This window comes from Streptomyces sp. S6 (genome assembly GCF_054880855.1).
This window is the reverse complement of record NZ_JBTYMC010000074.1, coordinates 1-26,479: the sequence shown is the minus strand read 5'-3', so window position 1 is coordinate 26,479 and position 26,479 is coordinate 1. Positions and strand designations below refer to the sequence as shown.

The window sequence follows — 26,479 nt, the reverse complement described above, 5'->3', positions numbered from 1 at the left end:
TCAGGCGCTGCGGATCGCCGAGGCGTGCGCTCTGTCGCTGCGGGAGCGCAGACCAGTGCATCTGGTGGAGATCGCGGGGGCGCACGCGTAGCGGAGGGTGTAACGCGCCCGCCTCGCACGGGAGATGCACGACTCCCTCGCCAAGTCCCTGTACGGCGTCGCGCTCGCCGCGGAGGCGCTGGCCGCCGGCGCCGGCCACCCCGTGCGCGAACAGGCCGAGTCGATCGCCTCGGCGGCCCGGCAGGCGGCGGGCGAGTCCCGCGAACTGCTCGACGACCTGCGCGACAAAGAGGGTGAGGAACTGGACGTGCTCGACGAACTGGCCTCCCGCACAGCGGACTTCACCTCCCGCACCGCCCTCCCGGCCACCTACCGCACCACCGGCGACCGCAGCACCGTCCCCCTACCCCCCGCCGTCGCCCGCGAGTTGCTCACCATCACCGCCGAGGCCCTCGACAACGCCCACCGCCACGCGGACGCCACCCGCGTCGAGGTCGGCGCGGGCGTGGACGGCGGTGTCCTGCGCGTCACCGTCCACGACGACGGCAAGGGCCTGCCGCCCGGCACCTCCCTGGACGCCCTGCGCGGGGCCGGGCGTTACGGGCTGCTCGGCATGACCGAGCGGGCGGCGGCACTGGGGGCGCGACTGAGTGTCGGGGCGGGCGTGCAGGGGACCGAGGTCCGCCTCGAACTCCCCCTGGAGCAGACCCCCGCACCCGGACCCCGGCCCCCGTCCGGACGAGGAGCGGCGTGATGACCCCCACTGGAAGGGCGCAGCGCATGAAAGTGCTCGTGGCCGACGACAACCCCGTGGTCCGCGCGGGCCTCACCGCGCTGCTCACCGGCGCCGAGGGCATCGACGTCGTCGCCCAGGCGGAGAACGGGCGTCAGGCGTGCGAACTCGCCGAACTCCACCGCCCCGACGCCGTCCTCCTCGACGTCCGCATGCCCGGCGGCGACGGGCTCGCCGCCCTGCCCCGGCTCGCGGCGCTCGCCCCCGTCCTCATGCTGACGTACAGCGGCGAACCGGAGACCGTGCGCGGTGCGCTGCGGCTCGGGGCGCGCGGGTACCTCGTCCACGGGGAGTTCGGGGCCGGGCAGTTGGTGGACGCCGTGCGCGATGTCGTGCGGGGGCGGGCGCACTTGACGCCCACTGCGGCCACGGCTGTGCTGGACGGGCTCCAGTCGAGTGCGACTGCACACGACCATGACCCACCAAACCCTCATCATGCAGGGACTTTTGGCAAACCGCTTTCGCGAGTGCAACCACTTGTGGGAGAGTCTGTGAAAGGTAGGGGGAGGTTCCGGCTCAGTGCGAGGGAGGCGGAGATCATGGACCTCATCGTGTCCGGCATGTCGAACCAGCAGATCGCCGCGGCCTGTTTCATCAGCGAGAAGACCGTCAAGAACCACATCAACCGGATCTTCGCCAAACTCCACAGCACCACCCGCGCCGAAGCCACCGCCCACTGGCTCGGCACCACCCCACCCCCCGTCCAGGGGGTGAGCTGAATGCCCTCCCCCTCTTGGGCCCACCTTTGGGCCCCCGGACCCTCCCCTTCCTCTTCCCCCACCGCCTACACTCCCGCCGAACACGGCCGAACCCCCCGTGCGACCGGAGGACAGACCCATGAACAAACTGCGCCACGACAAGGGCCAGACCGCGGTGGAGTATCTCGGGATCATCGCCGTGGTGGTGGCGATCGTGCTGGCGATCACGGGTACGGACATCGGGCAGACGATCTACAACGCCATCAAGACACAGATCGCCAACGTCGCCGGAGGCTGACGCCACCCCGTAGACGCGACGACGCAGGGCAGGCTTTCCCCATCTACATCACGGTGGTGGCGGGCCTGCTCTTCCTCGCGTTCGCCTACCTCGCGGTCGGCCAGGCGGGCGCGAACAGGGGCGACGCCCAGGCCGCCGCCGACGCCGCCGCGCTGGCGGCTGCCCAGGAGACCCGGGACCAGCTCGCCGCGGACTGGGTGGACAGTGTCCTCGACCCCGCGAAGTGGAACGCCATCTTCGAAGGCGTCGGCGCGGTCGACGGCTGCTGGCGGGCGGACCAGCTCGCCGGGGCGAACGACGCGACCGTGTCGTACTGCGGTCCCGGATTCATGCGGTACACGGTCGAGTTGCAGACGAACAAGTCCGTGGGCGACTCGGTCGTGCCCGGCTCGGAGAACTACCGCTCGAAGGCACACGCCACGGCGGTCGTCGAGTCCCTGTGCTCCTTCGAATTCGACCCGCTCCCGTCGTCGACCCCTACCCCCACGCCTACCCCTACGCCCGATCCCACCCCTCCGGGCGGCGGCGGAGACATCCCGCCGGTGTCCCTCCCGGAGCTCGACTGTGACGGTGTCAAGTGGCACCTGGACCCGCAGGATCTCCAACTGCCGAGACCCCGAGACCTGTTCGACGTCCACCTGGTCGACTGACCCGCCCCAGACCTAAGGAAGCAGAGGCATGAGCATTCGGTTCACGACGAAGGCCCGCAGGGGGACGGTCGCCCTGACCCTCGCGGTCGGTCTTGCCCTCGGCGCGGCCGGATGCGGTGGTGGAGGGGGTGGCGACGACAAGAAGCCGGACGCCCCGTCGTCCGCCGGGAGGACGACCGGTGGCTCCAAGCCGAGTACGCAGGAAGGCGACTCGGAGCAGCCGATCGCCGAACTCAAGGGACCGTCCGGCCTGTTGCTCCAGATCACCAGCGCGAAACGCGACTCGGGGGGCTTCGTCACGGTCAACGGCACGCTGAAGAACGACAGTTCCAAGACGGTGATCGTCCCCTCCCAACTCAGCGGGAACGAGACCGAGATCATCAGGAACGGCACGTCCCTCGGCGGAGCCACGCTGGTCGACTCCAAGGGCAAGAAGCGCTACTACGTGCTGCGCGACACCGACGGACGGCCCTTGACGACGACCTCCCTGCCGTTGCTCAAAGCGGGTGAGTCCCTCCCGGTCTTCATGCAGTTCCCGGCGCCCCCGGCCGCCACCACCGAAGTCGCCTTCCAACTGCCGATGTTCCCGGCCGCCACGATCGGTATCTCCGGGTGAGGCCGCCGATGAAACACACGCTCACCCTCACGGCGGCCCTCCTCCTCACCCTCCCCCTCACCACCCCCGCCCGAGCCGACGACACCCCCAGCGTCCCCCCCGGCACCGAACCCTCCGCCTCCGCCCCCGTCAAGGTCGACCCCAACGACCCCGACCTGAAGCTCCCGCAGGGCGGGACGCTGGCCGCGCCGAAGGTGTTGGACATCAAGCAGGTGGTGGAGGACCAGACGGGGGACGAACGCAGGGAGGACACGAACGCGGACGTGAAGTTCGCGCTCCAGGCGGAGGTGCTGTTCGGAAAGGACAGTTCGAAGATCACGCCGGCGTCGAGGGCGAGGATCGCGGTGATCGCGGACGAGATCAAGAAGCAGAACGCGACCCGGATCAGAGTCTTCGGCTTCACGGACAACCTGGGCTCATCGGCCCACGGCGACGTCCTCTCCCGCCAGCGCGCCAACGCCGTCCAGGCGGTCCTGGACGACGAGCTGAACGACCCGAACCTCACCTTCGACGTCCGCGGCTACGGCGAGCAGTACCCCATCGCCGACAACTCCACGGAATCCGGCCGCAAGAAGAACCGCCGGGTGGAGATCACGTTCCCGAGAGAGGGGTGAGGGAGCCGAGCCCGGAGTGGTCGATGACGTTCCCGTTGGAGCAGTTGTTCTTGTGGTCGCCGGTCCAGTCGGAGAGCGCGGGCACGACGGCGAGCTCCTGAATACAGACGTCGGCGGCCGTGAAGTTCCAGTTGTCGGCCGCGTTCACCCCGGACCCGAAGTTCGAGTCGTTGTCGGCATGCGCCGGACCGGCGGCGAGGACAAGGGCAGCGAGCGGCAGCACCGCAAAAACGATCTTCTTCATGCGTACGACAACGACACCCCCACCCTCAGGACACGCCCCCGTCCACCACGACCTCCACCCGCACCCCGGCCTTGATCCCCCACCCGGCCATCACCCCCGCCTCGGCCTCCAGCACATGCCGAGCCCGCACCCGAGGCAGCCCCAACCGCCCGGGGACCATCGTCCGCACAGCCAGCACCCTCAAGTCCCGGGAGAGATAGGCCACATCGATGGGCATCCGCATCCGGAAGGTGTGGATCCCGGAGGCGGGGGACAGCAGCAGCGCCCCCTCGACGGCGTCCCGCCCGAGGAGCCCCTTCGTACGGGCCCGGTACGAGGCCGCGATCTCCAGAGGAACCTCCGTCGAACCCGTTGCCGCCCCCACGACCAGCACACCCCGCCCGTCCCGCCAGCGCCCCACGCCCACCACCTCCGCACCAGCAACATGGAGAGTCCCGTACCTGGATAGTAAGACTCCATGACGATCAGCCTCGGTGCCATCCTCCGCCCCCAACTCCCCCCGGAACGCCTGAAGACGGCCGTACGCCTGGCCGACGAGGAGGGCCTGGACGAACTCTGGCTGTGGGAGGACTGCTTCCTCCAGGGCGGCCTCACGGCGGCGGCAGCGGCCCTCGCCTGGACGGACCGCGTCCGCATCGGCGTCGGCCTGCTCCCCGTCCCCCTGCGGAACGTCGCCCTCACCGCGATGGAGACGGCGGCCGTGCACCGCATGTTCCCCGGCCGCCTCTCCCTGGCGATCGGCCACGGCGTCCAGGACTGGATGGCCCAGGTCGGCGCCCGCCCGGACTCCCCGCTGACGCTCCTCAGCGAGTACACGAGCGCCCTGCGCGCCCTCCTGAACGGCGAACGCGTCAACCGCAAGGGCGTGTACGTCACGCTGGACGACGTCACCCTCGGCTGGCCCCCCGAGACGCCCGTCGAGGTCCTGGTCGGCGGCATCGGCCCCCGCACCCTGCGCCTCGCGGGCCGCATCGCCGACGGCACCGTCCTGAACGAGTCGGCGACCCCGGACCGCGTCCGCGAGATCCGCGCCGCCACCGGCCCCTCCCACCGCATCGTCGTCTACCTCTTCACCGCCACCGGCGACGACGCCTCCGCCCGCCTCACCCGCGAACTGGCCGCCCAGAACCTCACCGGAGTCGGCGTCGCCGGTGACGCGGAGACGGTCGCGGCAGAGGTCCGCCGCTACGCCGACGCCGGCGCCGACACAGTCGTCCTCCTCCCCACCCCCGACGACCCGGACCCGGAGGGCTTCCTGAGGTTCACAGCACGGGAGGTGGGGCCACTGGTGAAGTGAGCCGGGGCCGGCCGGGGCGAGGGAGAGCCTCGGACCGGGGCACCGGGCAGCCCGGAAGCGGAGGAGCCCGAAATACGGGGAACCCGGGAGCCCGAAGGCCCGGGGAGCCAGGGAGCCTTGGGCCGGAGCCGGGAGGCCGGGAGGGCGGGGAGCCGGGGAGCTGGGGAGCCGGGGAGCCGGGAGGCAGGGAAGACGGGAAGGCGGGAGGCCCGGAGGGCGGGGAGCGCTGGAGTGGGGGAGCCGGGGGGCCGGGGAGCCGGGGAGCCGGGGAGCCTTGGGCCGGAGCCGGAGCCGGAGCCGGAGCCGGAGCCGGAGCCGGAGCCGGAGCCGGGAGGCCGGGAGGGCGGGGAGCCGGGGAGCCGGGGAGCTGGGGAGCCGGGGAGCCGTGATGGCGGGAGGCCCGGAGGCAGGGAAGACGGGAGGCCGGGGAGCCGGGAGGGCGGGAGGCCGAGAGCCGTGAAGGCGGGAGGGCGGGGAGCCGGGAGGCCCGGAGGCCGGGAAGGCGGGAGGGCGGGGAGCCGGGGAGCCGGGGAGCCGTGAAGACGGGAGGCCCGGAGGCCGGGGAGCCGGGAGGCAGGGAAGACGGGAAGGCGGGAGGCCCGGAGGGCGGGGAGCGCTGGAGTGGGGGAGCCGGGGGCCCGAAGCCCGGGAGCGCGGGGCGGTAGGGAGCCTCGGGTGCGGAGGGGGGACGGGTGCGAAGGCTCGGAGCCGGGGAAGCCCGGGCCGGGAAATTCGGCGGCGCCCCCGCCCGCCCCTTTGCCACCATCGCCCCATGCCCACCGAACCCGCGCCCTCCACCCCCCTCCCCACCGAACCCGCGCCCTCCACCCCCCTCCCCACCGAACCCGCGCCCTCCACCCCCCTCCCCACCGACTCCCCGGCCTACGAATCCCTCGTCGCCGAAGCCGACGCCGTGCCGACCGAAGGCTGGGACTTCTCCTGGTTCGAGGGCCGGGCCACCGAGGCGCGGCCCTCCTGGGGGTACGCGGTGTCGCTGGCGGGACGGCTTGCGCGGGCGGGGGCGGCGGTGGACCTGGACACCGGGGGAGGGGAGGTCCTGGACTTCGCGCTGGGGCGGACGGCGAACCCACCCCGCACCCTCGCGGCCACGGAAGCCTGGCCCCCGAACGCGGCGAGGGCGACCCAACTCCTCGGGCCCAGGGGAGTGGTGGTCGTCCGCACCAAGGCCGACGACACTCGACTCCCCTTCGCCGACGCGTCGTTCGACCTCGTGTCGAGCCGTCACCCCGTGCGGCCCGAGTGGACGGAGATCGCCCGGGTCCTCACCCCCGGCGGCACCTACTTCGCCCAACACGTCGGCCACCGCAGCGCGTTCGAGCTGGTCGAGGAGTTCCTCGGCCCGCTGCCGGAGGACGTGAGCTGCGACCGGCACCCGGAGAGGGAGTCGGCGGCGGCGAAGGCCGCAGGGCTGGAGGTCGTCGACCTCAGGGTGGAGCGCCTGCGGATGGAGTTCCACGACATCGGCGCTGTCGTTCACTTCCTGCGGAAGGTCGTGTGGATGGTCCCCGGCTTCACGTCCGCCCGGTACGAGACGGAGCTGAGGGCCCTGCACCGGCGTATCACCGCCGAGGGTCCCTTCGTCGCGTACAGCGCGCGGCACCTGATCGAGGCGCGCAGGCATCTCGGCGCCGTCCGGGGATAAATGGCCGGGAACCGTCGGCGGAGTCTGTGATCTCCACAGGGTTTCCACATCGTTATCGCGAACGAGTACCCGGAGCCCCCGGCGTCACGTAAATTCAGCGACGGCAATTCGCGCCAGCAAAGCTGCGGGGGTGGCACCGCGCAGTGGAGGGGACCGTGCGGTGCCGCCCTCGTCAAATGAACGCCTCACGTCACGTTCCCCCGTGCGAGGGACCCCGTGAGACCTCTCGTTTCCGGCCACGAAACCCCCACGAACAGGGCCTCGACCCCCTGATCGGCGTCGCCGGACAACTTCGGAGAGTAATTATTTCGCGCTGATGCGCGCAGCATCCCTCACGAAGGGTTATGGTGGAACTCCCCCCCTCGGGCCGGTCCGTATCCCCCCCACGGACCGGCCCGTTTTATTGCCCGGCCCGGCCCGACCCAAGCCCCACCTCAGCCGCACCCCATGCCCCACCCCATGCCCCACCCCCCCCCGCGGCCCCCGCCCCACCCCGGCGTCCGGGCAATCTGACATCCCTACCCCGTATGGGTCACCCCAACTCCCCCTAGGGGTAAGCTTCCCCGCCTGCGGGGACCGCCGTTTCGGAGGGGCTGAACATCGTGATCCTGCGCGACAAACTGCGCGGCCTGCTGGTCAGGCTCTACGCACGACGGGTGGAAGGCCACCTCGACCACACCCAGGTGCCGAAGCACATCGGCGTCATCATGGACGGCAACCGCCGCTGGGCGAAGGCGGCGGGCTCGTCGACCGTCCACGGCCACCGCGCCGGCGCCGACAACATGTCCGAGTTCCTCGGCTGGTGCGCCGAGACGGATGTGAAGGTCGTCACGTTCTGGCTGCTGTCGACGGACAATTTCGACCGCCCGAAGGACGAACTCGTCCCCCTGCTCGGCATCATCGAGGACGTCGTCCGCACGCTCGCCTCGGACGGCCGCTGGCGCGTCCACCACGTCGGCACGAAGGACCTGCTGCCGGACCAGATGCAGCTCACGCTGAAAGAGGCGGAGCAGGCCACGGCGGACGTCGACGGGATACTGGTGAACGTCGCCATCGGCTACGGCGGCCGGCAGGAGATCGCCGACGCCGTCCGCTCGATGCTCCAGGACGCCCAGGACAGAGGCGTGTCGATGGACGACCTCGCGGAGTCCGTGGACATCGACATGATCGGCCGCCACCTCTACACCAGCGACCAGCCGGACCCCGACCTCGTGATCCGCACGAGCGGCGAACAGCGGCTGTCCGGTTTCATGCTGTGGCAGACCGCGCACTCCGAGTACTACTTCTGCGACGTGTTCTGGCCCGCCTTCCGCAAGGTCGACTTCCTGCGCGCCCTGCGCGACTACGAGGCCCGCCACCGCCGCTTCGGCGGCTGACCGCCACGGCCGCACAGCCTCTCACCTCACACGTAACAAGCTGTTCACCAGGACGCCGCGCTTTGCCGTGGCATGACGGCGCAAATTAGAGGGCATAAGGCAAGCAGGTCGACACCCGACCCACGGGTGTCGGATCTCAGCGGACGGCACGGGGCCGTCCGCCCGGGAGGCCCTTTGCACCAGCCCGACCGTGCGGTCACGGCACGGACGAAGCAGTGGAGGGCCGGTCCCCGGCCCGTGCAAACGGGTCTCGGACCGGTCCAGCTCCACTCCGTCGCTCCCCGACCTCATCCGAGGGGGTACGTCCTTCCGTGGTGACCAGCACAAAGCGCCACAAGTCCGACCGGCGCACCTATGTTCTCGACACCAGCGTCCTGCTGGCCGACCCGTCCGCGATGACACGTTTCGAGGAGCACGAAGTCGTGCTCCCGATCGTCGTCGTCACCGAACTGGAGGCCAAGCGGCACCATCCCGAACTCGGCTACTTCGCCCGTCAGGCGCTGCGCCTGCTGGACGACTTCCGGGTGAAGTACGGCCGCCTGGACGCGCCCATCCCGATCGGGGAACTGGGCGGCTCGATCCGTGTCGAGCTCAACCACTCGGACCCCAGCATCCTGCCCAGCGGCTACCGGCTGGGGGACAACGACACCCGGATCCTCGCGGTCGCCCGCAACCTCCAGGCCGAGGGGTACGACGTCACCGTCGTCTCGAAGGACCTGCCGCTGCGCATCAAGGCGTCCTCGGTCGGTCTCCTCGCCGAGGAGTACCGCGCCGAACTCGCCATCACGGACTCCTCCGGCTGGACCGGCATGTCCGAACTGGCGCTGCCGGGCGACCAGGTGGACGTCCTCTTCGAGGAGGGACACGTGTACGTGCCGGAGGCCGCGAACCTCCCCGTGCACACCGGCCTCACCATCCAGTCGGAGCGCGGCAAGGCCCTCGGCCGGGTCACCCCCGAGGGCAACATCCGCCTCGTGCGCGGCGATCGGGAGGCGTTCGGCATCAAGGGCCGCAGCGCCGAGCAGCGCATCGCGCTCGACCTGCTGCTCGACCCGGACGTCGGCATCGTCTCGATGGGCGGCCGGGCCGGCACCGGCAAGTCGGCGCTCGCGCTGTGCGCGGGACTTGAGGCGGTCCTGGAGCGCCGCCAGCACAAGAAGGTGATGGTCTTCCGCCCGCTGTACGCGGTCGGCGGGCAGGAACTCGGCTATCTCCCCGGCTCCGAGGCCGAGAAGATGAGTCCGTGGGCGCAGGCGGTCTTCGACACGCTGTCGGCCGTCACGAGCCGCGAGGTCATCGAGGAGGTGACGGCACGCGGGATGCTCGAAGTCCTCCCCCTCACGCACATCCGGGGGCGCTCCCTGCACGACGCGTTCGTCATCGTCGACGAGGCCCAGTCCCTGGAGCGAAACGTTCTCCTGACGGTCCTCTCCCGGATCGGCGCCAACTCCCGTGTCGTCCTCACCCATGACGTCGCCCAGCGCGACAACCTGCGGGTGGGGAGGTACGACGGTGTCGTGGCCGTCGTCGAGAAGCTGAAGGGGCACCCGCTCTTCGCGCACGTCACGCTGACCCGCTCCGAGCGCTCCCAGATCGCCGCGCTCGTGACCGAAATGCTGGAGGACGGCAGCATCTGACCCGTAATCGGCAGGCGGCCGGCGCCGTTCCGCAAAGGGCGAGAGCCTAGCGGGACGGCGCCGCTGTGTGCGAGCGGTTCGCCGAAATCCCTTGCCTCACACGCGATGTGAGCTTTCACACCTGGCTCGGAATTGTCATCGGCGGCTGGTTACGGCAGAGTCTCGATTCTGTCAGGCCCCGCGTACGACACAGCCACACCACAACTTCACAGACGACGTCGTACGCCGCCCGAGCACCAGAAGGCGCCCCCCTCCCGGGAGTCGCCGGTGGGCCAGTGTCTCCAGTGACCGTGAAGTCGGAGGCCAGCGCCAGGGGCACGATCGCGTCCGCCAGGGTCACCGAAGCGGGCGTCGCTGGAAGGAAACCGTGTGAGCCGGGTCTCGGTCCGGGGATTCGCAGTGGCCTCTGCCACCGCGGTCACCGCCGTCGGAAGCGTTGTCGGCGTTGCGTCGGGCAGTGTCGCGCAGCCCAACGACATCCAGACGAAGGCGGACGACGCCACCCTCCTCGCGGACATCCCCGTGGGGCAGCAGGCGGAGGTCCAGACCGCCTCTCTGACGCAGCAGGCCGCCTACCAGGCGATGGCCGCGGACGAGAGCGCGAAGAAGGGCGCCGAGGAGGCCGCGCGCAAGGCCGCGGCCGAGGTCGCCATCGCCAAGAAGGAGGCCGCCCAAGAGGCGGTGAAGGCCAAGGCGGAGGCCGAGGCCAAGGCGAAGGCGGCCAAGGGCGACTTCCCCGTCCAGAGCTCGTACTCCATCTCCGAGATCCAGTCGATGGCCCGCCAGATGGTCGCCGGCGGCCAGTGGCAGTGCTTCTCGAACATCGTCGACCACGAGTCGAGCTGGAACTACCGCGCCGTCAACGCCTCGTCCGGCGCCTACGGCCTCTTCCAGGCGCTCCCTGGCTCGAAGATGTCCTCGGTCGGCTCCGACTGGCAGACCAACCCGGCCACGCAGATCAAGTGGGGCCTGAACTACATGAACGAACGTTACGGCAGCCCGTGTGACGCCTGGTCGTTCTGGCAGGCGAACAACTGGTACTAGCCCTACCGGTCTCTCAACCTCCGACAGCCCCTCCCCGTCTTAAGGGAGGGGCTGTCGCCCTGTACGGTCGGTGCGGACGACTCCCGGGGAGGAGTGGTGCGAGGACACGGGGTAAGAGGTCGGATCATGTCGCGGGTACCAGGGTGGCTCGGCAGGCTCGGCGCGGGCCTGACCGAGATGGGGGAGCGGCTCGACGAACGGCGTGCCGAGGTCGAGCGCGACGGCGGGGTGCTGGACGAGCCGAAGCCGAGGCCCAGACCGACGACATCGATGACGGCCTCGGACCCGGCGTCGTCCACCGCACCGGCCCCCGCCCGCCGCGCCTCCCGCCCCGCCGCGCCCCGTACCGACCCCGCCCTGGCCGTCCCCTGGGGTGTCCGGGTCGCCGCTGAGGCGAGCTGGCGGCTGCTGGTGCTCGCGGGGACCGTGTGGATCCTCATGCGGGTCATCGGCGCGGTCCAGCTCGTCGTCTTCGCCTTCGTCATCGGGCTGCTGCTGACGGCCCTGCTGGAGCCCACCGTCGCCGTGCTGAAGCGGCGGGGGGTGCCGCGTGGTCTCGCGACCGCTCTCACGGCGTTCCTCGGGTTCGTGGTGATCGGGCTGCTCGGGTGGTTCGTCACCTGGCAGGTCATGGAGAACATCGACAACCTCTCCGGGCAGATCCAGTCCGGCATCGACGACTTCCGCCGCTGGCTCCTCGACAGCCCCTTCCACGTCACCGACAAACAGATCAACGCGATCGCCAAGAACCTCCGCGAGGCGGTCGGCGCGAACGCGGACGAAATCACCTCGGCCGGTCTCGAAGGCGTGACGGTCGTCGTGGAGCTGCTGACGGGCATCCTCCTCGCCGCCTTCTCCACCCTCTTCCTTCTCTACGACGGCCGCCGCATCTGGGAGTGGGCCCTCAAGCTCGTCCCCGCCGCGGCCCGCGAGGGTGTGGCAGGCGCCGGCCCCCGCGCCTGGGCGACCCTCACGGCCTACGTCCGAGGCACGGTGGTCGTCGCGTTGATCGACGCCATCTTCATCGGCCTCGGCATCTACTTCCTCGACGTCCCCATGGCCGTCCCCCTCGCCGTCTTCATCTTCCTCTTCTCCTTCATCCCCCTCGTCGGAGCCGTCGCCTCCGGCGCCCTCGCGGTCCTCGTCGCCCTCGTCACCCAGGGCCCCTTCACCGCCGTCATGACCCTCGCCGTCGTCCTCGCCGTCCAGCAGATCGAGGGCCACATCCTCCAGCCCTTCATCCTCGGCCGCGCGGTGCGGGTGCATCCGCTGGCGGTCGTGCTGTCCGTCGCCGCCGGGGGGATGGTCGCGGGGATCGGGGGGGCCGTGGTGGCGGTGCCGTTGGTGGCGGTGACCAACACGGTTGTGGGGTATCTGCGGGCGTATGCGAGTGAGCAGGAGGAGTTGGTCCTTGAGGAGGATCAGGACGGGGACGAGCGGTAGCTAGTCGCGAGTGGTCAGGGCGCTGCGGCGGCCACGGATCAGGGTCCGGAGCCGGGCCGGATCGGTCAGGGCCAGTGCGTTGCCTGCCAGGATCAGCAGGACGCCGACCAGGTCACGTGCGGTCCAGTGGAAGTCTTCGAAGACGGTGGACAGGAGCAGGGCGACGACGGGGAAGAGCACGGTGGCGTAGGCCGCCCGTTCGCCGCCGATGCGGCCGAGCAGGGTGAGGTAGGCGCCGAAGCCGATCACGGAACCGATGACCGCGAGGTAGAGCAGCGAACCCGTGTACTGCGGGGTGAGTTCGAAGGCGGGTCCGTCGCCCAGGGTCAGGGCCAGAGGCGCCATCAGCAGCGCTCCGTACGCCATGGAGTACCCCGTGCTCTGGATCACCGGAATGCCCGCGGCCTGGGTCTTGCCGGAGACAACGTTGCCCAGGCAGAACACCACGGTTCCCAGGACCGAGAGGACGATGCCCCGGCCCGTCCCGGAGGCGAGGTCGAGGTCGGTGAACTCGGGCCAGAACACGGTGCCGATGCCCAGCAGGCCCACCGCACCGCCGGCCAGCACGCGTCCTGCGACGGTGCGGTGGAAGAACAGGCGCGCGAACAGGGTGTTCAGCGGCAGCGACATGGCGAAGATCAGGGAGACGAGTCCCGTGGCGAGGTCGTGTTCGGCGAAGTAGAAGCACACGAAATTGGTGGAGAACATCAGCGCGCCCGCGAGGGCGAACTGCGCGTGGACGCGCGGCGGGTAGCGCAGGGGCAGCCGGCGGAAGGCCGCCCAGGCCAGCATCACCGCGGCGGCCAGCGCGAACCGGTAGGCGATCGAGGCCGTCGGGTGGACCTCGCCGAGCTGTCCCTTGATCGCCAGCCAGGTGGAGCCCCATATCGCCACGGTCAGTACGTACAGGCCACCGTTCACATCGGTTTCCGTTCTGGTAGGGCCGTCGGGTTCAGTCGGCGGAGACCACGGCGGCCTCGCCGCCGGTCAGCTTCACCAGTTCCGTGAACGTCGTACGGAAGACGGTGTGCGGCAGGCCGGCGCCGGCCCAGATGTGCGGGTGGTCGTCCAGGGCGACATCGACGAGCGTGCGCACCGGCCGGGGATGGCCCGCGGGCGCCACGCCGCCGACTTCCTGGCCGGTCACCGCGAGGACGAACGCGGGATCGGCGCGGCGGATCCTGCCCCGGCCCACGCCGAGGAGGCCGGCCACCAGGCGGGTGTCCACCCGGTGGGCTCCGCTGGTCAGGACGAGCAGGGGCTCGCCGTCGACGGAGAAGACCAGGCTGTTGGCGATCGCCCCCACCGCGCAGCCGAGTTGGGCGGCTGTCGCGGCGGCGGTGGGTGCCGGGGCCGGAAGTTCGACGACGTCGTCGGCGATGCCGTGCTCTCGCAGGGCGGCACGCACTCGTCGTACTCTCTCGTGCACGATGACTCCTGATGCGCGGGGTCGGTGAATCGTCTGCCGGACGAGGCCGTCCCCGGTCACCGGTCCAGGGCCTGCCATTCGGGAGCGAGGACCGCCCAGAGCTGCTTGTCGTGGCGCACGCCCTCGTACGGCCATGCCTCGCGCCGCACCCCCTCCAGCGTCATGCCCAGTCGCTGGGCCACCGCCGAGCTGCGGTCGTTGTCGGCCCGGCAGTGCCATTCGGCCCGGTGCAGTCCCCGGGACGTGAACGCCCAGTCCAGCAACGCGCCGCACGCCTGCGTGATCAGGCCGTGGCCCTCGGCGGACGGCTCCAGCCAGCAGCCGATCTCGCACGAGCCGAAAGCGGCGTCGAAGGCGGTGAACATCACGCCGCCGACGAGCAGTTCGTCCTGCCAGATGCCGTACAGGCGGACGCCGTCGGCGGCCTGTCCTGCGGCGTACCGCTTCAGCGTGGCCCGCGCGCCGTCCACGTCGGCGGTGACGAACGAGGGCCCGACCCAGGGGCGGATGTGCTCGCGGGCCCGGTCCAGGTGGCCGGCGAACTCCTCGGCGTGCCAGACCTCCAGCTCACGCAGATGAACACCGTCGCGCAGCGGTAGCGAGAACATGTAACCCCCATTTACATAACAAGTGTTGTGTCAATGTACCGTGGCAGCATGGCACGCACCAAGGGAGATCACGAAGCCCGTCGACGCGACGTCTCCGCGGCGGTCTGGCAGGTCATGGCCACCCGCGGCTTCGCCGGCCTGACCCTGCGCGCCGTCGCCGCCGAACTCGGCGCGACCACCGGCCTGTTGACGCACTACTTCCCCACCAAGCAGGCCCTGGTGGAGTACGCCCTCGACCTGCTCGAACAGCGCACCCTCTCCCGCCCCCGCCGCTCCACGGGGGAAGGTCTGGCCGCCCTCAGGGACGCGTTGCTGGACATCCTGCCGCTGACCCCCGAGGCCACCGACAGCAACCGCATCTGGGTCTCCTCCTGGGACACCGCCCTCTCCGACCCCGCCTTGAGCGCCGACTACGCCCGCAAGTACGCGAAGAGCCGGGACCGGCTGACCGAGCGGGTGGCGGCGGCCCAGGACCTCGGCGAACTCCCCCCTGGCGACCCCGCCCGGATCGCGGCCGGAGCGCAGGCCTTCGTGCTCGGCCTGGTGGTCCAGGCACTGCTCGACCCGGAGGCGTTCCCACCTCGGCGGCAGGCCGAACTCCTGGACGACTACCTGGCCGCCCTGACCGCCTCGCGTTGATCAGCGGCGATCACTCGGTACGGGTCGGCGGCCTACGGCACCGCCTCGTGCGGCCGGCCGATGCGAACGGCCCCGCTCGACCGGGGTGAGCGGGGCCGTCGGTCGGCGGGGTCAGTCCTCCAGGACCGCCTCCGCCTCCAGCGTCACCCCCACCGCCTGGATCACCGAGGCGATTTTGAAGGCTTCCTGGATCGTCTCGCGGTCGACTCCCGCCTTGCGGAGGGTCTGTTCGTGGGAGTCGAGGCAGAGGCCGCAGGCGTTGACGGCGGAGACGGCGAAGGCCCAGAACTCGAAGTCGGTGCGGTCGACGCCGGGGTTGCCGAGGATGTTCATGCGCAGGCCCGCGCGGAGGTGGTGGTACTCCGGGTCGGTCAGCAGGTGGCGGGTGCGGTAGAAGACGTTGTTCATCGCCATGACCGAGGCGGCCGTCTTGGCCGCGCGGTACGCCTCCGGGGAGAGCATCTCCCGCGCGTCCGGCGCCAGTTCACGCAGGACGATGGGGGAGCGGGAGGCGATGGCCGTCGACAGGACCGTCCCCCACAGCCGCTGCGTGGGGAGTTCGGAGTTGGTGATGACCGAACTCAGGTTCAGCCGGAGGTCCTTGGCGTAGTCCGGTATCGCGGACTTGAGGGCGTCGAGGGACACGGTCACTCACCCGCCAGCAGCCGGGCCGCGTCGAGGGTCGCGTCGCCCTTGGTCCAGTTGCAGGGGCACAACTCGTCGGTCTGGAGGGCGTCCAGCACCCGCAGCACCTCCTTGGGGTTGCGCCCGACCGACCCCGCCGTGACCATCGTGAACTGGATCTCCCGGTTCGGGTCGACGACGAACACGGCACGCTGCGCGAACCCGTCCGTCCCCTCGATGCCGAGGTCCCGCATCAGCTCGTGCCGCGAGTCCGCCAGCATCGGGAAGGGCAGGTCACGCAGGTCGGCGTGGTCCTTGCGCCAGGCGTGGTGGACGAACTCGGAGTCCCCGGAGAAGCCGAGGACCTGCGCGTCACGGTCGGCGAACTCGTCGTTCAGCTTCCCGAACGCGGCGATCTCGGTGGGGCAGACGAAGGTGAAGTCCTTGGGCCACGCGAAGACGACGAGCCACTTTCCCTCGTACGTCTTGTGGTGGATCGTCTCGAACTCCCTCCCCTTCTCCAGCGAGACGCAGGCGGTCAGTTCGAACTCGGGGAACTTGTCACCGACAGTGAGCACGAGCGCTCCTCGTATAGGGCCGAGGCATCAGGGTTGGTCGAGGCAGATGCTTGCACAAGGTGCATTGATTACGGAAATAGTTACAATCGGACATCCTGATCGGAGGGGGATATCGGTGACCGTGAGTAGCGTCGGGGCCAAGAGGCGCCAGCCCAGTCTGGCCCAGCTGAGGGCGTTCGCGGCGGTCGCCGAGCACCTCCACTTCCGGGACGCCGCCGCGGCGCTCGGCATGAGCCAGCCCGCGCTCTCCGGAGCGGTCGCCGCGCTGGAGGAGACCCTGGAGGTGACGCTCCTGGAGCGGACGACCCGCAGGGTGCTCCTCTCCCCGGCGGGCGAGCGGATCGCCGTCCGCGCGAGGGCCGTTCTCGCGGAGGTCGGGGAGCTGCTGGAGGAGGCGGACGCGGTCCGCGCACCCTTCACCGGCGCGCTGCGGCTCGGCGTGATCCCGACGGCCGCGCCCTACCTCCTGCCGACGGTCATCGGACTCGTCCACGACCGCTACCCGACCCTCGACCTCCAGGTCCACGAGGAGCTGACGGCCGGCCTCCTCGACGGCCTCACGGCGGGCCGCCTGGACCTCCTCCTGTCGGCCGTCCCCCTCGGCGTCCCCGGCCTCGTCGAACTCCCCCTGTTCGACGAGGACTTCGTCCTGGTCACCCCGCTGGACCACCCCCTCGCCGGCCGACAGGACCTCTCCCGCGAGGAGTTGAGGGAGACCGCCCTCCTGCTCCTCGACGAGGGCCACTGTCTGCGCGACCAGGCTCTCGACGTCTGCCGGGAGGCGGGCCGGGACGACACCCCGGTCACCACGACCGCCGCCGGCCTCGCCACCCTCGTCCAACTCGTCGCGGGCGGCCTCGGCTGCACGCTCCTGCCGGCCACCGCCGTCCCCGTCGAGACGGGCCGCAACTCCCGCCTGCGGACGGCCCGGTTCGCCGCCCCGGCCCCCTCTCGCCGTATCGCTCTCGTGGCGCGGCGGGGGGCGGGGAGGGCGGCGGAGTACGGGGAGTTGGCGGCGGCGCTGCGGGTGGCGCTGCGGGAGTTGCCGGTGCGGGTGGTCGACTGACGTGCGCGGAAAGGGCGGTGGTGTGACGCGGCCCCCCGGCCACGCCACCCACCGCCCTCGTCCCCCGCCCCCCCTTTCCCGGAACGGCCCTGTTCCCCACACCGTCCCGTACCCGGTCCCCGGACACCTCCGTCGCGCCCGGGACCGGTGTCCTACTCCGTGCGCAGCCCGTCCGGCTTGAGCAGCTTCAGCAGGGGCGGCAGGCTCAGCAGGGTCACCAGGAGGACGACCCCCGCCGCGATCCCGGTCATCGTGAGGACGCCGGCCCAGTCGATCCGGATGTCCGCGTCGGTCATGCTCAGCAGGATGGAGCCGAGGGCGATCCCGATACCGGCCGAGAGGACCAGACCGAGGCCGATCGGGACGGCCGTCTGCCACAGGACGGACAGCCCGAGCGTCCGGCGCCGGGTGCCGAAGGCGACCAGCGAGGAGAGCAACTTCCGCCGCTCACGGAGCTGTTCGAGCTGGGAGACCAGCAGGCTCGCGCCGATCAGGGCGAGCACGCAGGCCGCGCCGACCAGCAGACCGGTACGGATCTTCGCGTAGTCCTTGTTCGTCTCGAACGAGGACCACATCGTCGGCTCCTCCCCCAGGTCGAGGCGTGCCGCCGTGTTGCGGACCAGGTCGACCGCGTCGGGAACGGACCGGTCGACGCGGATGAGGACGCTGCCGTACGCGGTCTTCTCCAGGGCCTTCGGCATGGCCTTCGGCGTCATCAGCAGTCCGTAGCGCCGTTGTCCCGTGGGGTCCTTGATCGAGCGAGCCGTCTTGATGTCGGCCGGTACGGTCCACGTCGCCGTGCCGCGCTTGTCCGGGTCCAGTCCGTAGGTGATGACCGAACCGGCCTTCAGCAGACCCATGTCCTCGCTGCTGCCACTCGCGTCAGGCAGCCGGACGGTCGTGTCGGACTCGAAGCCGTCACCGCCTCCAGGCACCCGGAAGACGTCCCCGTCCTGGCAGGACGGCAGCGCGGCCACCTCCTTCAGGCTCGCGCAGTCGCCGAGCGTGGCCGAGAGGAAACGGCCGCTGTCGCCATCGGTGTCGAAGTACCTCTGGTCACCGACGGTGGCGTCCGCGAGCGCCACGGCCCGCTCCACCCCGGGGGTCCGCCGGTACTCGGTCTGGTACTTGGTCAGCTGGTCGAACGACGACACCTGGGCCTGCATGTTCGCGCGCCGGGTGTCCTTCCCGGAGTCCTTCGTGTAGTCGCCCTCGATCCCGGCGAACAGCATCTGGAGCGCGATCGCTCCGGCCACCGCGACGGCCACCCCGTTCACCATCCGGGCCGCCGTACCACTGCTCAACTGAAGTCGGCGCACAGCCAGTTGCCATGACACACCGCCGGAACCGAGCCGGGAGACGGCCGTCTCGACGATCCACGGCAGCAGCGCGGTGATACCGATGAGCAGCAGGACGACACCGGCGACGACGAGGTACTCGTTGAAGGTGCCGCCGGTGCGTCCCTGCCCGATCATCGGGTACAGCAGCCCGACACCGGCGACCGGCAGCAGCAGCCGCCACCACAGCCGGCGCCGGGTGGGGCGAGCCGTGCGCACCACGCCGAGCGGTTCGATGACGACGCCGCGCAGCGTGAACAGCGTGACGGCGACGGCCGAGGCGGGCACCGCGATGATCACCAGCAGCGTGAGGAGCGTCGAGGGGACCAGGTCGCCGGGCATCATGCTGACACCCGCCAGCTCTATCCGGCCCGCGAGCTGACGTCCGATCAGGAAGAACGCGGCGCCGAACACGAGCCCGAGGAGCGCTCCCGCGAGCGCCTCGCCGGCCGCGATCCGCCGGGTCATCAACCCGTCCGAGCCGACCAGCCGCAGCGCCGCGAGCCGCTTGTCACGCCGCTCACCGCCGATCCGTACGGCCGCCGAGATGAACACGCCGACCGGCATCAGCAGGACGACGATCACGATGACCGTGAGGAGCACGAGGATCGGATCGGGGGCCTGGGACAGTCGCGTCGGAGGTGTCCCGAACCGGTTCAGCCGCTCGGTATACCCTTCGCGGACCTTCGATTCGAGGTCGGCGACGGTCGCGTAGTACGACAACTCCTGGGGGCTGACGATCCCTTGGTCCCCGATGGTCCCGACGATCTCGTACGGCAGCCGCTCGCGCAGCAGCTTCCCGGAGTCGGAGGCGAGGAGTTCCTTCAGCTTCGGCGAGACGACCATCCCGCCCGGCTTCGGGTACGCCTTCACCCCGGGCGGCAGCGGAGCCCGCGGTCCCTCCGGCTCGATCAGCCGTCCCCGCACGTCCATCTCGCGGAACGTCGATTGGGCGCGGACGAGCAGGAGCGTGTCGTCGGACTTCGGCATACTGTGGTCGGCCACCCAGTCCGAGCGCGCCTCCTCGCGAGCGTCCCGCGCGTCCAGCGCGCTCGGCACCGCCGCCGTGAGCAGCAGCAGTGCCACCCCGAGCCCCACGCCGACGGCCGTCAGCAGCGCCCGCGACCAGCCTTCACGCCCCCCGGCGAACGCGAACCGCACCCCCATGGAGAGGTCCCGGACCCACGATCTCGTGCTGCCCGTACGACTGTCGCTCATACGACGCGCTCCATGTCACGCGACTTCCCGTCGCGGACGACGATCTCGCGGTCGGAGTAGGCGGCGACGCGTGCCTCGTGGGTGACGAGGACGACGGCGGCGCCGGTCGTGCGGGCGGCCTCGGTCAGCAGCTCCATCACGCGCTCGCCGTTGAGGGAGTCGAGCGCGCCGGTCGGTTCGTCGGCGAAGACCATGCGCGGGCTGGTGACCAACGAGCGGGCCACGGCGACGCGTTGGCCCTGGCCGCCGGAGATCTCGCCGGGACGCTTGCGGCCGAGGTCGTCCACTTCGAGGCGTTCCATCCAGCCGAGGGCCGTCTTCTCGGCGGCCTTGCGGGAGGTGCCGTTGAGGCGCAGCGGGAGAGCGACGTTCTCGACGCAGGTCAGTTCGGGGACCAACTGGCCGAACTGGAACACGAATCCGAACTCCGAGCGGCGCAGGGCGCTGCGCTCGGCGTCGTTCATGGTGGCCATCTCACGGCCGTCGTACATGATCGAGCCCTCGTCGGGGGTGACGATCCCTGCGAGGCAGTGCAGGAGCGTCGACTTGCCGGAGCCGGAGGGGCCCATCACCGCGACGACCTCGCCGGGGTGGATGGAGAACTCGGCGCCGTCCAGGGCGAGGGTCGGGCCGTACGCCTTGCGGAGGTTCTGCGCGGTCAGCAGGGAGCCTGCGGGGGCGGTGGTCATCGGGCCACCACCTCGCGGAGCTTCTCCAGGCGGGCGGCGGTGAGTTCGAGCCAGCGCAAATCGGCCTCCAGGTGGAACAGGGCGTGGTCGCAGATGAGTTGGTCCGCGAGGTCGCCCTTGCGCTTGCGGTCGGTGAGGATGCGCATGCTGCGCAGGTGCTCGGAGCGCTGCGTGTCGAGGATGTCGGCGGCGTCGCGCTTCGTCAGCAGCGCCAGCACGACCTTCGTGTACAGCGTCGACTGGAGGTACGGCTCCGGCTTCTCCGGCGTCCCGAGCCACCGCTCGACGTCCGTGATGCCGGCGCCGGTGATGGCGTACCGCTTCCGCTCCGGCCCGTCACCCGCCTCCACGCCGTCGACCTCCACGAGGCCGTTCTTCAGCAGCCGCGACATCGTCGAGTAGACCTGGCCGTAGTGCAGCGGCCGGTCATGACCGAACTTCTCGTCAAAGGCCCGCTTGAGGTCGTAACCGTGGCGGGGCCCGGACTCCAGGAGTCCCAGGAGGGTGTGACCGATGGACATGGGGAGGACTGTACATGCGGTGTATACGTCGTGTGTATACGCGGGGTGTGTAGTGGGGGTGGGGGAGGGGTGTCAGTGCAGGTGGGGGGCGATTGTCACGGGTTTGGAACAGGGCTTTCCCTCAGGCCGACGGCGGCCCCGGCGGCCTCCCCCTCCGCGGCAGCGGCCCCGCACCGCCCGGCAACCTCCCCGCCTCCTGCAACGCCTTCCGCAGCAGGAACTCGATCTGCGCGTTGGCGGACCGGAGTTCGTCGGAGGCCCAGCGGGCGAGGGCGTCGTGGACGGACGGGTCGAGCCGCAGCAGGACCTGCTTGCGCTGCTGCGGCCGGCGTTCGGAGGGGGGTGTCACTGGTAGAGGGTTCCGGTGTTGAGGACCGGCTGGGGGGCGCGGTCGCCGCACAGGACGACCATCAGGTTGGAGACCATCGCCGCTTTACGCTCGTTGTCCAGTTCCACGATGTCCTGTTCCGTGATCCGGGCCAGTGCCGCCTCGACCATGCCCACCGCGCCGTCCACGATCTCCCGGCGCGCTGCCACGACCGCACCCGCCTGCTGCCGCTGGAGCATCGCGGAGGCGATCTCAGGAGCGTACGCGAGATGGGTGAAGCGTGACTCGATGATCTCGACACCGGCGGTGCGGACGCGCTCGCGCAGCTCCGCGGCCAGCTTCTCGGTGATTTCCTCGGCGTTGCCGCGCAGCGAGAGACCGCCCTCGTCGTGGGCGTCGTACGGGTACTCGATGGCGATGTGCCGGACGGCGGCCTCGGTCTGGGTGCCGACGAACTCCAGGTAGTCGTCGACCTCGAAGGTCGCCTGCGCGGTGTCCTCGACGCGCCACACGACGACGGCGGCCAGCTCGATGGGGTTGCCGTAGGCGTCGTTCACCTTCAGGACGGGCGTCTCATGGTTGCGGACGCGCGTCGAGATCTTCTTGCGGGACATGAGCGGGTTCACCCACCGCAGCCCGTCGCTGCGCAGCGTCCCCCGGTACCGCCCGAAGAGCTGGACGACACGTGCCTCGCCCGGCGCGATCATGTTCAGCCCGAAGAGGGTGAAGAAGGCGACGACGCCGACGACGGAACCGGTCGCGATGAGAGCCGCCTTCACGGCGACGGAGGTGACGGCCGACGCGGAGGCCGCCGTACCGATGCCCCCGAAAGTCCCGACGAGTCCGAACAGCAGGAAGGCGCCGCCGCCGGAGCTGTGTGCCGGAAACTCGTTGACCGGATTGTCCGTCATGTGCGTTTCGTTCATGGGTGGTCCCCCCGAAGTCACTAGCGTTGGTCTAGCTAAGTGATATCACTTTTTCGCTCCGCGGCAACCCCGAGGCGTTCGGAAGCGTCGAAAACATTGGGGAGGAACGGAAGTGCCCCCGGGGCCTGTTGTGCCCAGGTGCTGAACCTCACGCCTGTAAGAGTCCGTATCGACGGACCTTTGTCATAGAGAGCGGTGTTAGCTTTCTGAGCTGACCTGCCCCACGGGCACTGGAGTGACTGCCGAGAAGGAAGCGGAGCGAGCGGACTCATGGGACGAGCGGACGACAGACGTGCGCGACAGCGCGGAGGCCGCCGCGCCGCGCCCAGGGACCACTCGGCGCAGGAATCCGCGTCACCGGCGGTACCCGAGGCCGCTGCGGAGCCCGGCGCCGACCCGGGCCCGATACCCGGCGGCCGGGCGGCGGCCCGCAAGGCGGCACAGGCGCAAGCTCGCGGTAAGAAAAAAGGTAAGAAGGAGGGCCGCAGCCTCCTGCGCAGGATGTTCACCTGGAAGAAGATCCTGGGGACGTTCCTGGGTGTCTGCCTGCTGGGCATAGGCGCCTTCATCACCGCTTACCTGATGATCGACATCCCCAACGGGGGGAACCTCGACGCCCAGAAGCAGAGCAACGTCATCCGCTACAGCGACGGCACGATCCTCGCCCGTGACGGTGACCTCAACCGCGAGAACGTCGCCCTCTCCAAGATCCCCAAGCCCGTCCAGCGCACCTTCGTCGCCGCCGAGAACAAGACGTTCTTCCAGGACTCCGGCATCGACCTGAAGGGGACCGCCCGAGGCATCCTCAACACCGTCGCCGGGCGTGGCGCGCAGGGTGGTTCGACCATCACCCAGCAGTACGTCAAGAACTACTACCTCACCCAGGAACAGACGGTCACCCGCAAGCTCCAGGAGATCGTCATCTCCCTGAAGCTGGACCGCCAGAAGTCCAAGGACTACATCCTGGCCGGGTACATCAACACCAGCTACTACGGCCGGGGCGCCTACGGCATCCAGGCCGCCGCCCAGGCGTACTACCGCGTCGACGCCGACCGCCTCACCGTCGAGCAGGGCGCCTACCTCGCAGCCCTGCTCCAGGCTCCCAGCCAGTACGACTGGGCGAGCGCCACGCCGACCGGCAAGAAGCTCGTCCAGGCCCGCTGGAACTACGTCCTGGACAACATGGTCGGCCAGGACTGGCTGGACAAGACCAAACGGCAGGCGATGAAGTTCCCGATCCCGCTGGACCCGAAACCGGCGGCGGGCAACAAGGGCCAGGTCGGCTACCTCGTCGACGCGGCGAAGAGGGAGCTGTCCCGGCAGCTCGTCGCCACCGGCCGCGCCGCCAACCGGTCCGAGGCCGACGCCCTCGTCGTCCGCGGCGGCTGGACCATCACCCTCAACATCGACAAGAAGAAGCAGGTGGCGCTGGAGAAGTCCGTCAAGGACCAGCTCACCAGCAAGCTCGACCCGAAGAAACGCGCGGTGGACGGCGACGTCCAGGCCGGCGCCGTCTCCGTCGACCCGAAGACCGGCAAGGTCCTCGCGATGTACGGCGGCACCGACTACTTCAAGCACTACATCAACAACGCCACCCGCACCGACTACCAGCCCGCCTCCACGTTCAAGCCGGTCATCCTCGCCGCCGCGCTCGCGCAGAACGCCAAGACGCAGGACGGCGACCCGATCACCGTGAACAGCATGTACGACGGCACCAGCAAGCGCCCCGTCGTCGGCAGCGCGATCGGCTTCGCCCCGGAGAACGAGGACGACCAGGACTACGGCCAGGTCACCGTCCAGACGGCGATGAACAAGTCCATCAACTCCGTCTTCGCCCAACTCGGTGTGGACGTCGGCATGGACAAGGTGATGGACACCGCCAAGGCCCTCGGCATGGACACCTCCGACCTCAAGGCCGTCCCCGCCCAGACCCTCGGCACGATGGGCGCGAGCCCCCTCCAGATGGCCGGCGTCTACGCCACCCTCGACAACCACGGCAAGAAGGTCACCCCGGCGATCATCGAGGAGGCCGAGTCGTCCACGACGACGATCAAGCCGGACCCGATCGGCGACGAGGTCATCCCCCGCGAGGCCGCCGACACCGTCACCTCCGTCCTCACCGGCGTGGTCGACGACGGTACGGCCAAGACGTCCGTGCGCGACAACGACCAGCGCAACGGCCAGAAGGTCGCGGGCAAGACGGGTACCTCGGACGACAACAAGTCGGCCTGGTTCACGGCCTACACGCCCGACCTGGTGACGTCCGTCGGTCTCTTCGGCGAGTCCGCGAAGTCGCCGCACCCGCAGGTCACCCTGACCGGTGCGACCGGCCTCATCCCCGGCAAGGGCCGCATCAACGGCGGTGGTTACCCGGCGCAGATCTGGGCCGACTACACGTTCGGTGTCTCCACGAAGGTCTCCAAGTTCGACCTGGACACCACGCAGGGCGCGGCCGTCCAGCCGACGGCGACCCCCACGCCGAGCCCGTCCGCGAGCCCGTCGCCCAGCAACTCGCCGAGCCCGTCGCCGAGTCCGAGCAAGTCGTCGAGCCCGTCCCCGACCCCGTCGCCGACCCGCTCCCCGTCGCCGTCCAACTCCCCGTCCCCGACCCCGACCAACTCCCCGTCCCCGACGGGCGGCGGGCTGACCGAGGGGACGAACGGAGGGGGCCCGTTCAACCCGGGAGGCGGTCAAGGGCGGGACGAGCAGTAGCGGAACGAGACGAGGCGCCCGGTACCTTCGGAAGGTACCGGGCGCCTCGTCCTTGTCCTGAGGTGTCCTGAAGCCGGCTCTGGTTCAGCTCCTGTTGAGCTCGAACCACACCACCTTGCCGGTGCTGAGCCGGGTGGCCCCCCACCGCCGCGCCAGCTTGTTGACGAGGTACAGGCCCCGCCCGCCCTCGTCGGTGGCCCGCGCCTGCCGCAGCCGGGGCAACTGCGGGACGTCGTCCCCGACTTCGCAGCGCAGGACGTCCGTGCGCAGCAGCCGCAGGGTCACCGGACGGGAGGCGTAGCGGACGGCGTTGGTGACGACCTCGCTCACCAACAGCTCGACGGAGTCGCTGAGTTCCTCAAGTCCCCAGCGGGCCAGGGCCCGTCGGGCGAGCCGGCGGGCGCGGCCGGGCGCCGCGTCCTCCGGTTCCAGGAACCAGTACGCGACGTCGCTCGGCGCGATCCCGTCGAACCGGGCGGCGAGGAGCGCGATGTCGTCGTCCCGGTCACCCGGGCCGAGCATGTCGAGCACCTCGTCGCACAGCGCCTCCAGCGGCGGCGGGTGGTCCGGGCCGGTCAACTGCGCGGTCGCGGCGAGCTTTTCGCGCAGCGCCTCTATCCCGGTCCAGACGTCCCGCAGCCGGGACTCGACCAGCCCGTCCGTGTACAGCAGCAGCGTGCCGCCGGCCGGTGCGTCCAGTTCGACGGCCTCGAAGTCGACTCCCCCGACTCCGATCGGCGCGTTCGGCGGCACCTTCAGCACCTCGGCCCGGCCGCCGAGATGCAGCAGCACCGGCGGCGGATGACCGGCGTTGGCGACCGTGATGCGGTGCGACACCGGGTCGTACACCGCGTAGAGGCAGGTCGCCATGCGGTCCTGGCCGAGCCGCTGCGCCTGCTCGTCGAGGTGGTGCAGGACCTCCTGCGGCGGCAGGTCGAGCCCGGCCAACGTCTGGGCCGTCGTACGGAGTTGGCCCATGATCGCGGCGGACGTCATGGAGCGGCCCATGACGTCGCCGACGACGAGGGCGACGCGGCTGCCGGGCAGCGGGATCGCGTCGTACCAGTCGCCGCCGACCCGCGCGGTCTCCGCCGCCGGGAGGTAGCGGGAGGCGAGGCGGACGCCCGTGGGGCGGGGGAGGTGGTCGGGCAGCATCGTGCGCTGCAACTCGTCCGCGATGTACGCCTCGCGGCCGTACAGGACGGCCTTGTCGATGCCCAGCGCGCTGTGCGTGGCGAGTTGGGCGGCGACGAGGAGGTCGTCCGGCTCGAAGGGGAAGCGGTCGGCGCGGCGGATGAAGACCGTCGCCCCGATCACCCGGCGCCGGCCGCGCAGCGGTGCGAGGATCGCGCGCTGCCCGCCGGGGACGATCAACTGGCTCTCCTCACCGAGGAGTTCCGGCAGCGCGGCCCGCGCGGCGGGCGCGTCCGC

27 protein-coding genes and 1 pseudogene are annotated in these 26,479 nt (G+C 70.5%); 15 read left to right on the top strand and 13 right to left on the bottom strand.

Features of this window, described 5'->3' with window-relative positions; genetic code table 11:
- Nucleotides 1–103: 103 nt before the first annotated feature.
- The 6 genes and pseudogenes from ACVNF4_RS13310 to ACVNF4_RS13285 all read left to right on the top strand — a co-directional run.
- A pseudogene (locus tag ACVNF4_RS13310) lies at nucleotides 104–754 on the top strand (sensor histidine kinase); the annotation flags it as partial.
- Nucleotides 754–1,512, top strand: coding sequence for a response regulator (locus ACVNF4_RS13305; protein WP_461802978.1), 759 nt, complete (start codon nucleotides 754–756; stop codon nucleotides 1,510–1,512). The pseudogene ACVNF4_RS13310 and the gene ACVNF4_RS13305, both read left to right, overlap by 1 nt.
- A gap of 118 nt (nucleotides 1,513–1,630) precedes the next feature.
- A complete protein-coding gene (locus ACVNF4_RS13300) occupies nucleotides 1,631–1,789 on the top strand; it encodes a hypothetical protein (RefSeq protein ID WP_461802977.1) in 159 nt (52 codons plus the stop codon).
- Nucleotides 1,786–2,439: a pilus assembly protein TadG-related protein gene (locus ACVNF4_RS13295; RefSeq protein ID WP_461802979.1), complete on the top strand. Its 654-nt coding sequence runs from the start codon at nucleotides 1,786–1,788 to the stop codon at nucleotides 2,437–2,439. The genes ACVNF4_RS13300 and ACVNF4_RS13295 overlap by 4 nt, the downstream gene beginning before the upstream one ends.
- Before the next feature lie 28 nt (nucleotides 2,440–2,467).
- Complete coding sequence (locus ACVNF4_RS13290; RefSeq protein ID WP_461802976.1) at nucleotides 2,468–3,055, top strand: hypothetical protein; 588 nt, start codon at nucleotides 2,468–2,470, stop codon at nucleotides 3,053–3,055.
- 8 nt (nucleotides 3,056–3,063) lie between these two features.
- Entirely contained in the window at nucleotides 3,064–3,669 is a 606-nt protein-coding gene (locus ACVNF4_RS13285) for an OmpA family protein (protein WP_461802975.1), read from the top strand.
- Here ACVNF4_RS13285 and ACVNF4_RS13280 read toward each other — a convergent pair.
- Complete coding sequence (locus ACVNF4_RS13280) at nucleotides 3,647–3,913, bottom strand: hypothetical protein (RefSeq protein ID WP_461802974.1); 267 nt, start codon at nucleotides 3,911–3,913, stop codon at nucleotides 3,647–3,649. The two genes, ACVNF4_RS13285 and ACVNF4_RS13280, sit on opposite strands and share 23 nt — an antisense overlap.
- Before the next feature lie 25 nt (nucleotides 3,914–3,938).
- Nucleotides 3,939–4,313, bottom strand: coding sequence for a DUF192 domain-containing protein (locus ACVNF4_RS13275; protein ID WP_461802973.1), 375 nt, complete (start codon nucleotides 4,311–4,313; stop codon nucleotides 3,939–3,941).
- A gap of 57 nt (nucleotides 4,314–4,370) precedes the next feature.
- Here ACVNF4_RS13275 and ACVNF4_RS13270 point away from each other — a divergent pair, with 57 nt between their 5' ends.
- The 6 genes from ACVNF4_RS13270 to ACVNF4_RS13245 all read left to right on the top strand — a co-directional run bounded on the left by ACVNF4_RS13270 (nucleotide 4,371) and on the right by ACVNF4_RS13245 (nucleotide 12,373).
- The gene (locus ACVNF4_RS13270) at nucleotides 4,371–5,210 is read left to right on the top strand and encodes an LLM class flavin-dependent oxidoreductase (RefSeq protein ID WP_461802972.1); all 840 of its coding nucleotides are present in this window, start codon (nucleotides 4,371–4,373) and stop codon (nucleotides 5,208–5,210) included.
- A gap of 772 nt (nucleotides 5,211–5,982) precedes the next feature.
- On the top strand, nucleotides 5,983–6,873 hold the full coding sequence (locus ACVNF4_RS13265) for a methyltransferase domain-containing protein (RefSeq protein WP_461802971.1): 891 nt from the start codon (nucleotides 5,983–5,985) through the stop codon (nucleotides 6,871–6,873).
- 602 nt (nucleotides 6,874–7,475) lie between these two features.
- The gene (locus ACVNF4_RS13260; protein WP_461802970.1) at nucleotides 7,476–8,249 is read left to right on the top strand and encodes an isoprenyl transferase; all 774 of its coding nucleotides are present in this window, start codon (nucleotides 7,476–7,478) and stop codon (nucleotides 8,247–8,249) included.
- A 311-nt stretch (nucleotides 8,250–8,560) separates the two neighbouring features.
- Entirely contained in the window at nucleotides 8,561–9,886 is a 1,326-nt protein-coding gene (locus ACVNF4_RS13255) for a PhoH family protein (protein WP_461802969.1), read from the top strand.
- 369 nt (nucleotides 9,887–10,255) lie between these two features.
- Nucleotides 10,256–10,930 (top strand): aggregation-promoting factor C-terminal-like domain-containing protein, encoded by a 675-nt coding sequence (locus tag ACVNF4_RS13250; protein WP_461802968.1) that lies wholly within the window; start codon nucleotides 10,256–10,258, stop codon nucleotides 10,928–10,930.
- A gap of 126 nt (nucleotides 10,931–11,056) precedes the next feature.
- Nucleotides 11,057–12,373: an AI-2E family transporter gene (locus ACVNF4_RS13245; RefSeq protein WP_461802967.1), complete on the top strand. Its 1,317-nt coding sequence runs from the start codon at nucleotides 11,057–11,059 to the stop codon at nucleotides 12,371–12,373.
- On the opposite strand, the gene ACVNF4_RS13240 is transcribed toward ACVNF4_RS13245, so the two are convergent.
- From ACVNF4_RS13240 to ACVNF4_RS13230, 3 genes are read right to left on the bottom strand one after another with little or no spacing between them, the layout of a single operon-like run.
- A complete protein-coding gene (locus tag ACVNF4_RS13240; protein ID WP_461802966.1) occupies nucleotides 12,374–13,294 on the bottom strand; it encodes a DMT family transporter in 921 nt (306 codons plus the stop codon).
- Nucleotides 13,295–13,325: 31 nt separating this feature from the next.
- Nucleotides 13,326–13,802, bottom strand: a complete 477-nt coding sequence (locus tag ACVNF4_RS13235) for a YbaK/EbsC family protein (RefSeq protein ID WP_461802965.1) — start codon at nucleotides 13,800–13,802, stop codon at nucleotides 13,326–13,328.
- 56 nt (nucleotides 13,803–13,858) lie between these two features.
- A complete protein-coding gene (locus ACVNF4_RS13230; RefSeq protein WP_461802964.1) occupies nucleotides 13,859–14,410 on the bottom strand; it encodes a GNAT family N-acetyltransferase in 552 nt (183 codons plus the stop codon).
- A 48-nt stretch (nucleotides 14,411–14,458) separates the two neighbouring features.
- Between ACVNF4_RS13230 and ACVNF4_RS13225 the strand changes: the two genes are divergently transcribed.
- Nucleotides 14,459–15,049: a TetR/AcrR family transcriptional regulator gene (locus tag ACVNF4_RS13225; RefSeq protein ID WP_461802963.1), complete on the top strand. Its 591-nt coding sequence runs from the start codon at nucleotides 14,459–14,461 to the stop codon at nucleotides 15,047–15,049.
- Between the two features lie 111 nt (nucleotides 15,050–15,160).
- On the opposite strand, the gene ACVNF4_RS13220 is transcribed toward ACVNF4_RS13225, so the two are convergent.
- Together ACVNF4_RS13220 and ACVNF4_RS13215 are read right to left on the bottom strand one after the other, a co-directional pair.
- On the bottom strand, nucleotides 15,161–15,694 hold the full coding sequence (locus ACVNF4_RS13220; protein ID WP_461802962.1) for an alkyl hydroperoxide reductase: 534 nt from the start codon (nucleotides 15,692–15,694) through the stop codon (nucleotides 15,161–15,163).
- A gap of 2 nt (nucleotides 15,695–15,696) precedes the next feature.
- On the bottom strand, nucleotides 15,697–16,251 hold the full coding sequence (locus ACVNF4_RS13215) for a peroxiredoxin (RefSeq protein WP_461802961.1): 555 nt from the start codon (nucleotides 16,249–16,251) through the stop codon (nucleotides 15,697–15,699).
- Nucleotides 16,252–16,366: 115 nt separating this feature from the next.
- Here ACVNF4_RS13215 and ACVNF4_RS13210 point away from each other — a divergent pair, with 115 nt between their 5' ends.
- Entirely contained in the window at nucleotides 16,367–17,317 is a 951-nt protein-coding gene (locus ACVNF4_RS13210; RefSeq protein ID WP_461802960.1) for a hydrogen peroxide-inducible genes activator, read from the top strand.
- Nucleotides 17,318–17,469: 152 nt separating this feature from the next.
- Here ACVNF4_RS13210 and ACVNF4_RS13205 read toward each other — a convergent pair whose 3' ends face one another.
- From ACVNF4_RS13205 to ACVNF4_RS13185, 5 genes are all read right to left on the bottom strand, one after another.
- On the bottom strand, nucleotides 17,470–19,872 hold the full coding sequence (locus tag ACVNF4_RS13205) for an ABC transporter permease (protein ID WP_461802959.1): 2,403 nt from the start codon (nucleotides 19,870–19,872) through the stop codon (nucleotides 17,470–17,472).
- Nucleotides 19,869–20,561: an ABC transporter ATP-binding protein gene (locus ACVNF4_RS13200; protein ID WP_461802958.1), complete on the bottom strand. Its 693-nt coding sequence runs from the start codon at nucleotides 20,559–20,561 to the stop codon at nucleotides 19,869–19,871. Before ACVNF4_RS13200 ends, ACVNF4_RS13205 begins: the two co-directional genes overlap by 4 nt.
- Nucleotides 20,558–21,082, bottom strand: a complete 525-nt coding sequence (locus ACVNF4_RS13195; protein WP_461802957.1) for a PadR family transcriptional regulator — start codon at nucleotides 21,080–21,082, stop codon at nucleotides 20,558–20,560. The genes ACVNF4_RS13200 and ACVNF4_RS13195 overlap by 4 nt, the downstream gene beginning before the upstream one ends.
- 121 nt (nucleotides 21,083–21,203) lie before the next feature.
- Nucleotides 21,204–21,431, bottom strand: coding sequence for a type II toxin-antitoxin system antitoxin (locus tag ACVNF4_RS13190; protein ID WP_461802956.1), 228 nt, complete (start codon nucleotides 21,429–21,431; stop codon nucleotides 21,204–21,206).
- Nucleotides 21,428–22,336, bottom strand: a complete 909-nt coding sequence (locus tag ACVNF4_RS13185) for an SPFH domain-containing protein (RefSeq protein WP_461802955.1) — start codon at nucleotides 22,334–22,336, stop codon at nucleotides 21,428–21,430. The genes ACVNF4_RS13190 and ACVNF4_RS13185 overlap by 4 nt, the downstream gene beginning before the upstream one ends.
- A gap of 270 nt (nucleotides 22,337–22,606) precedes the next feature.
- Here ACVNF4_RS13185 and ACVNF4_RS13180 point away from each other — a divergent pair, with 270 nt between their 5' ends.
- On the top strand, nucleotides 22,607–25,048 hold the full coding sequence (locus ACVNF4_RS13180) for a transglycosylase domain-containing protein (protein WP_461802954.1): 2,442 nt from the start codon (nucleotides 22,607–22,609) through the stop codon (nucleotides 25,046–25,048).
- Between the two features lie 84 nt (nucleotides 25,049–25,132).
- Here the strand turns inward: ACVNF4_RS13180 and ACVNF4_RS13175 are convergent.
- Nucleotides 25,133–26,479, bottom strand: a 1,347-nt coding sequence (locus ACVNF4_RS13175; RefSeq protein ID WP_461802953.1) for a SpoIIE family protein phosphatase, incomplete at its 5' end; no start/stop codon positions are given.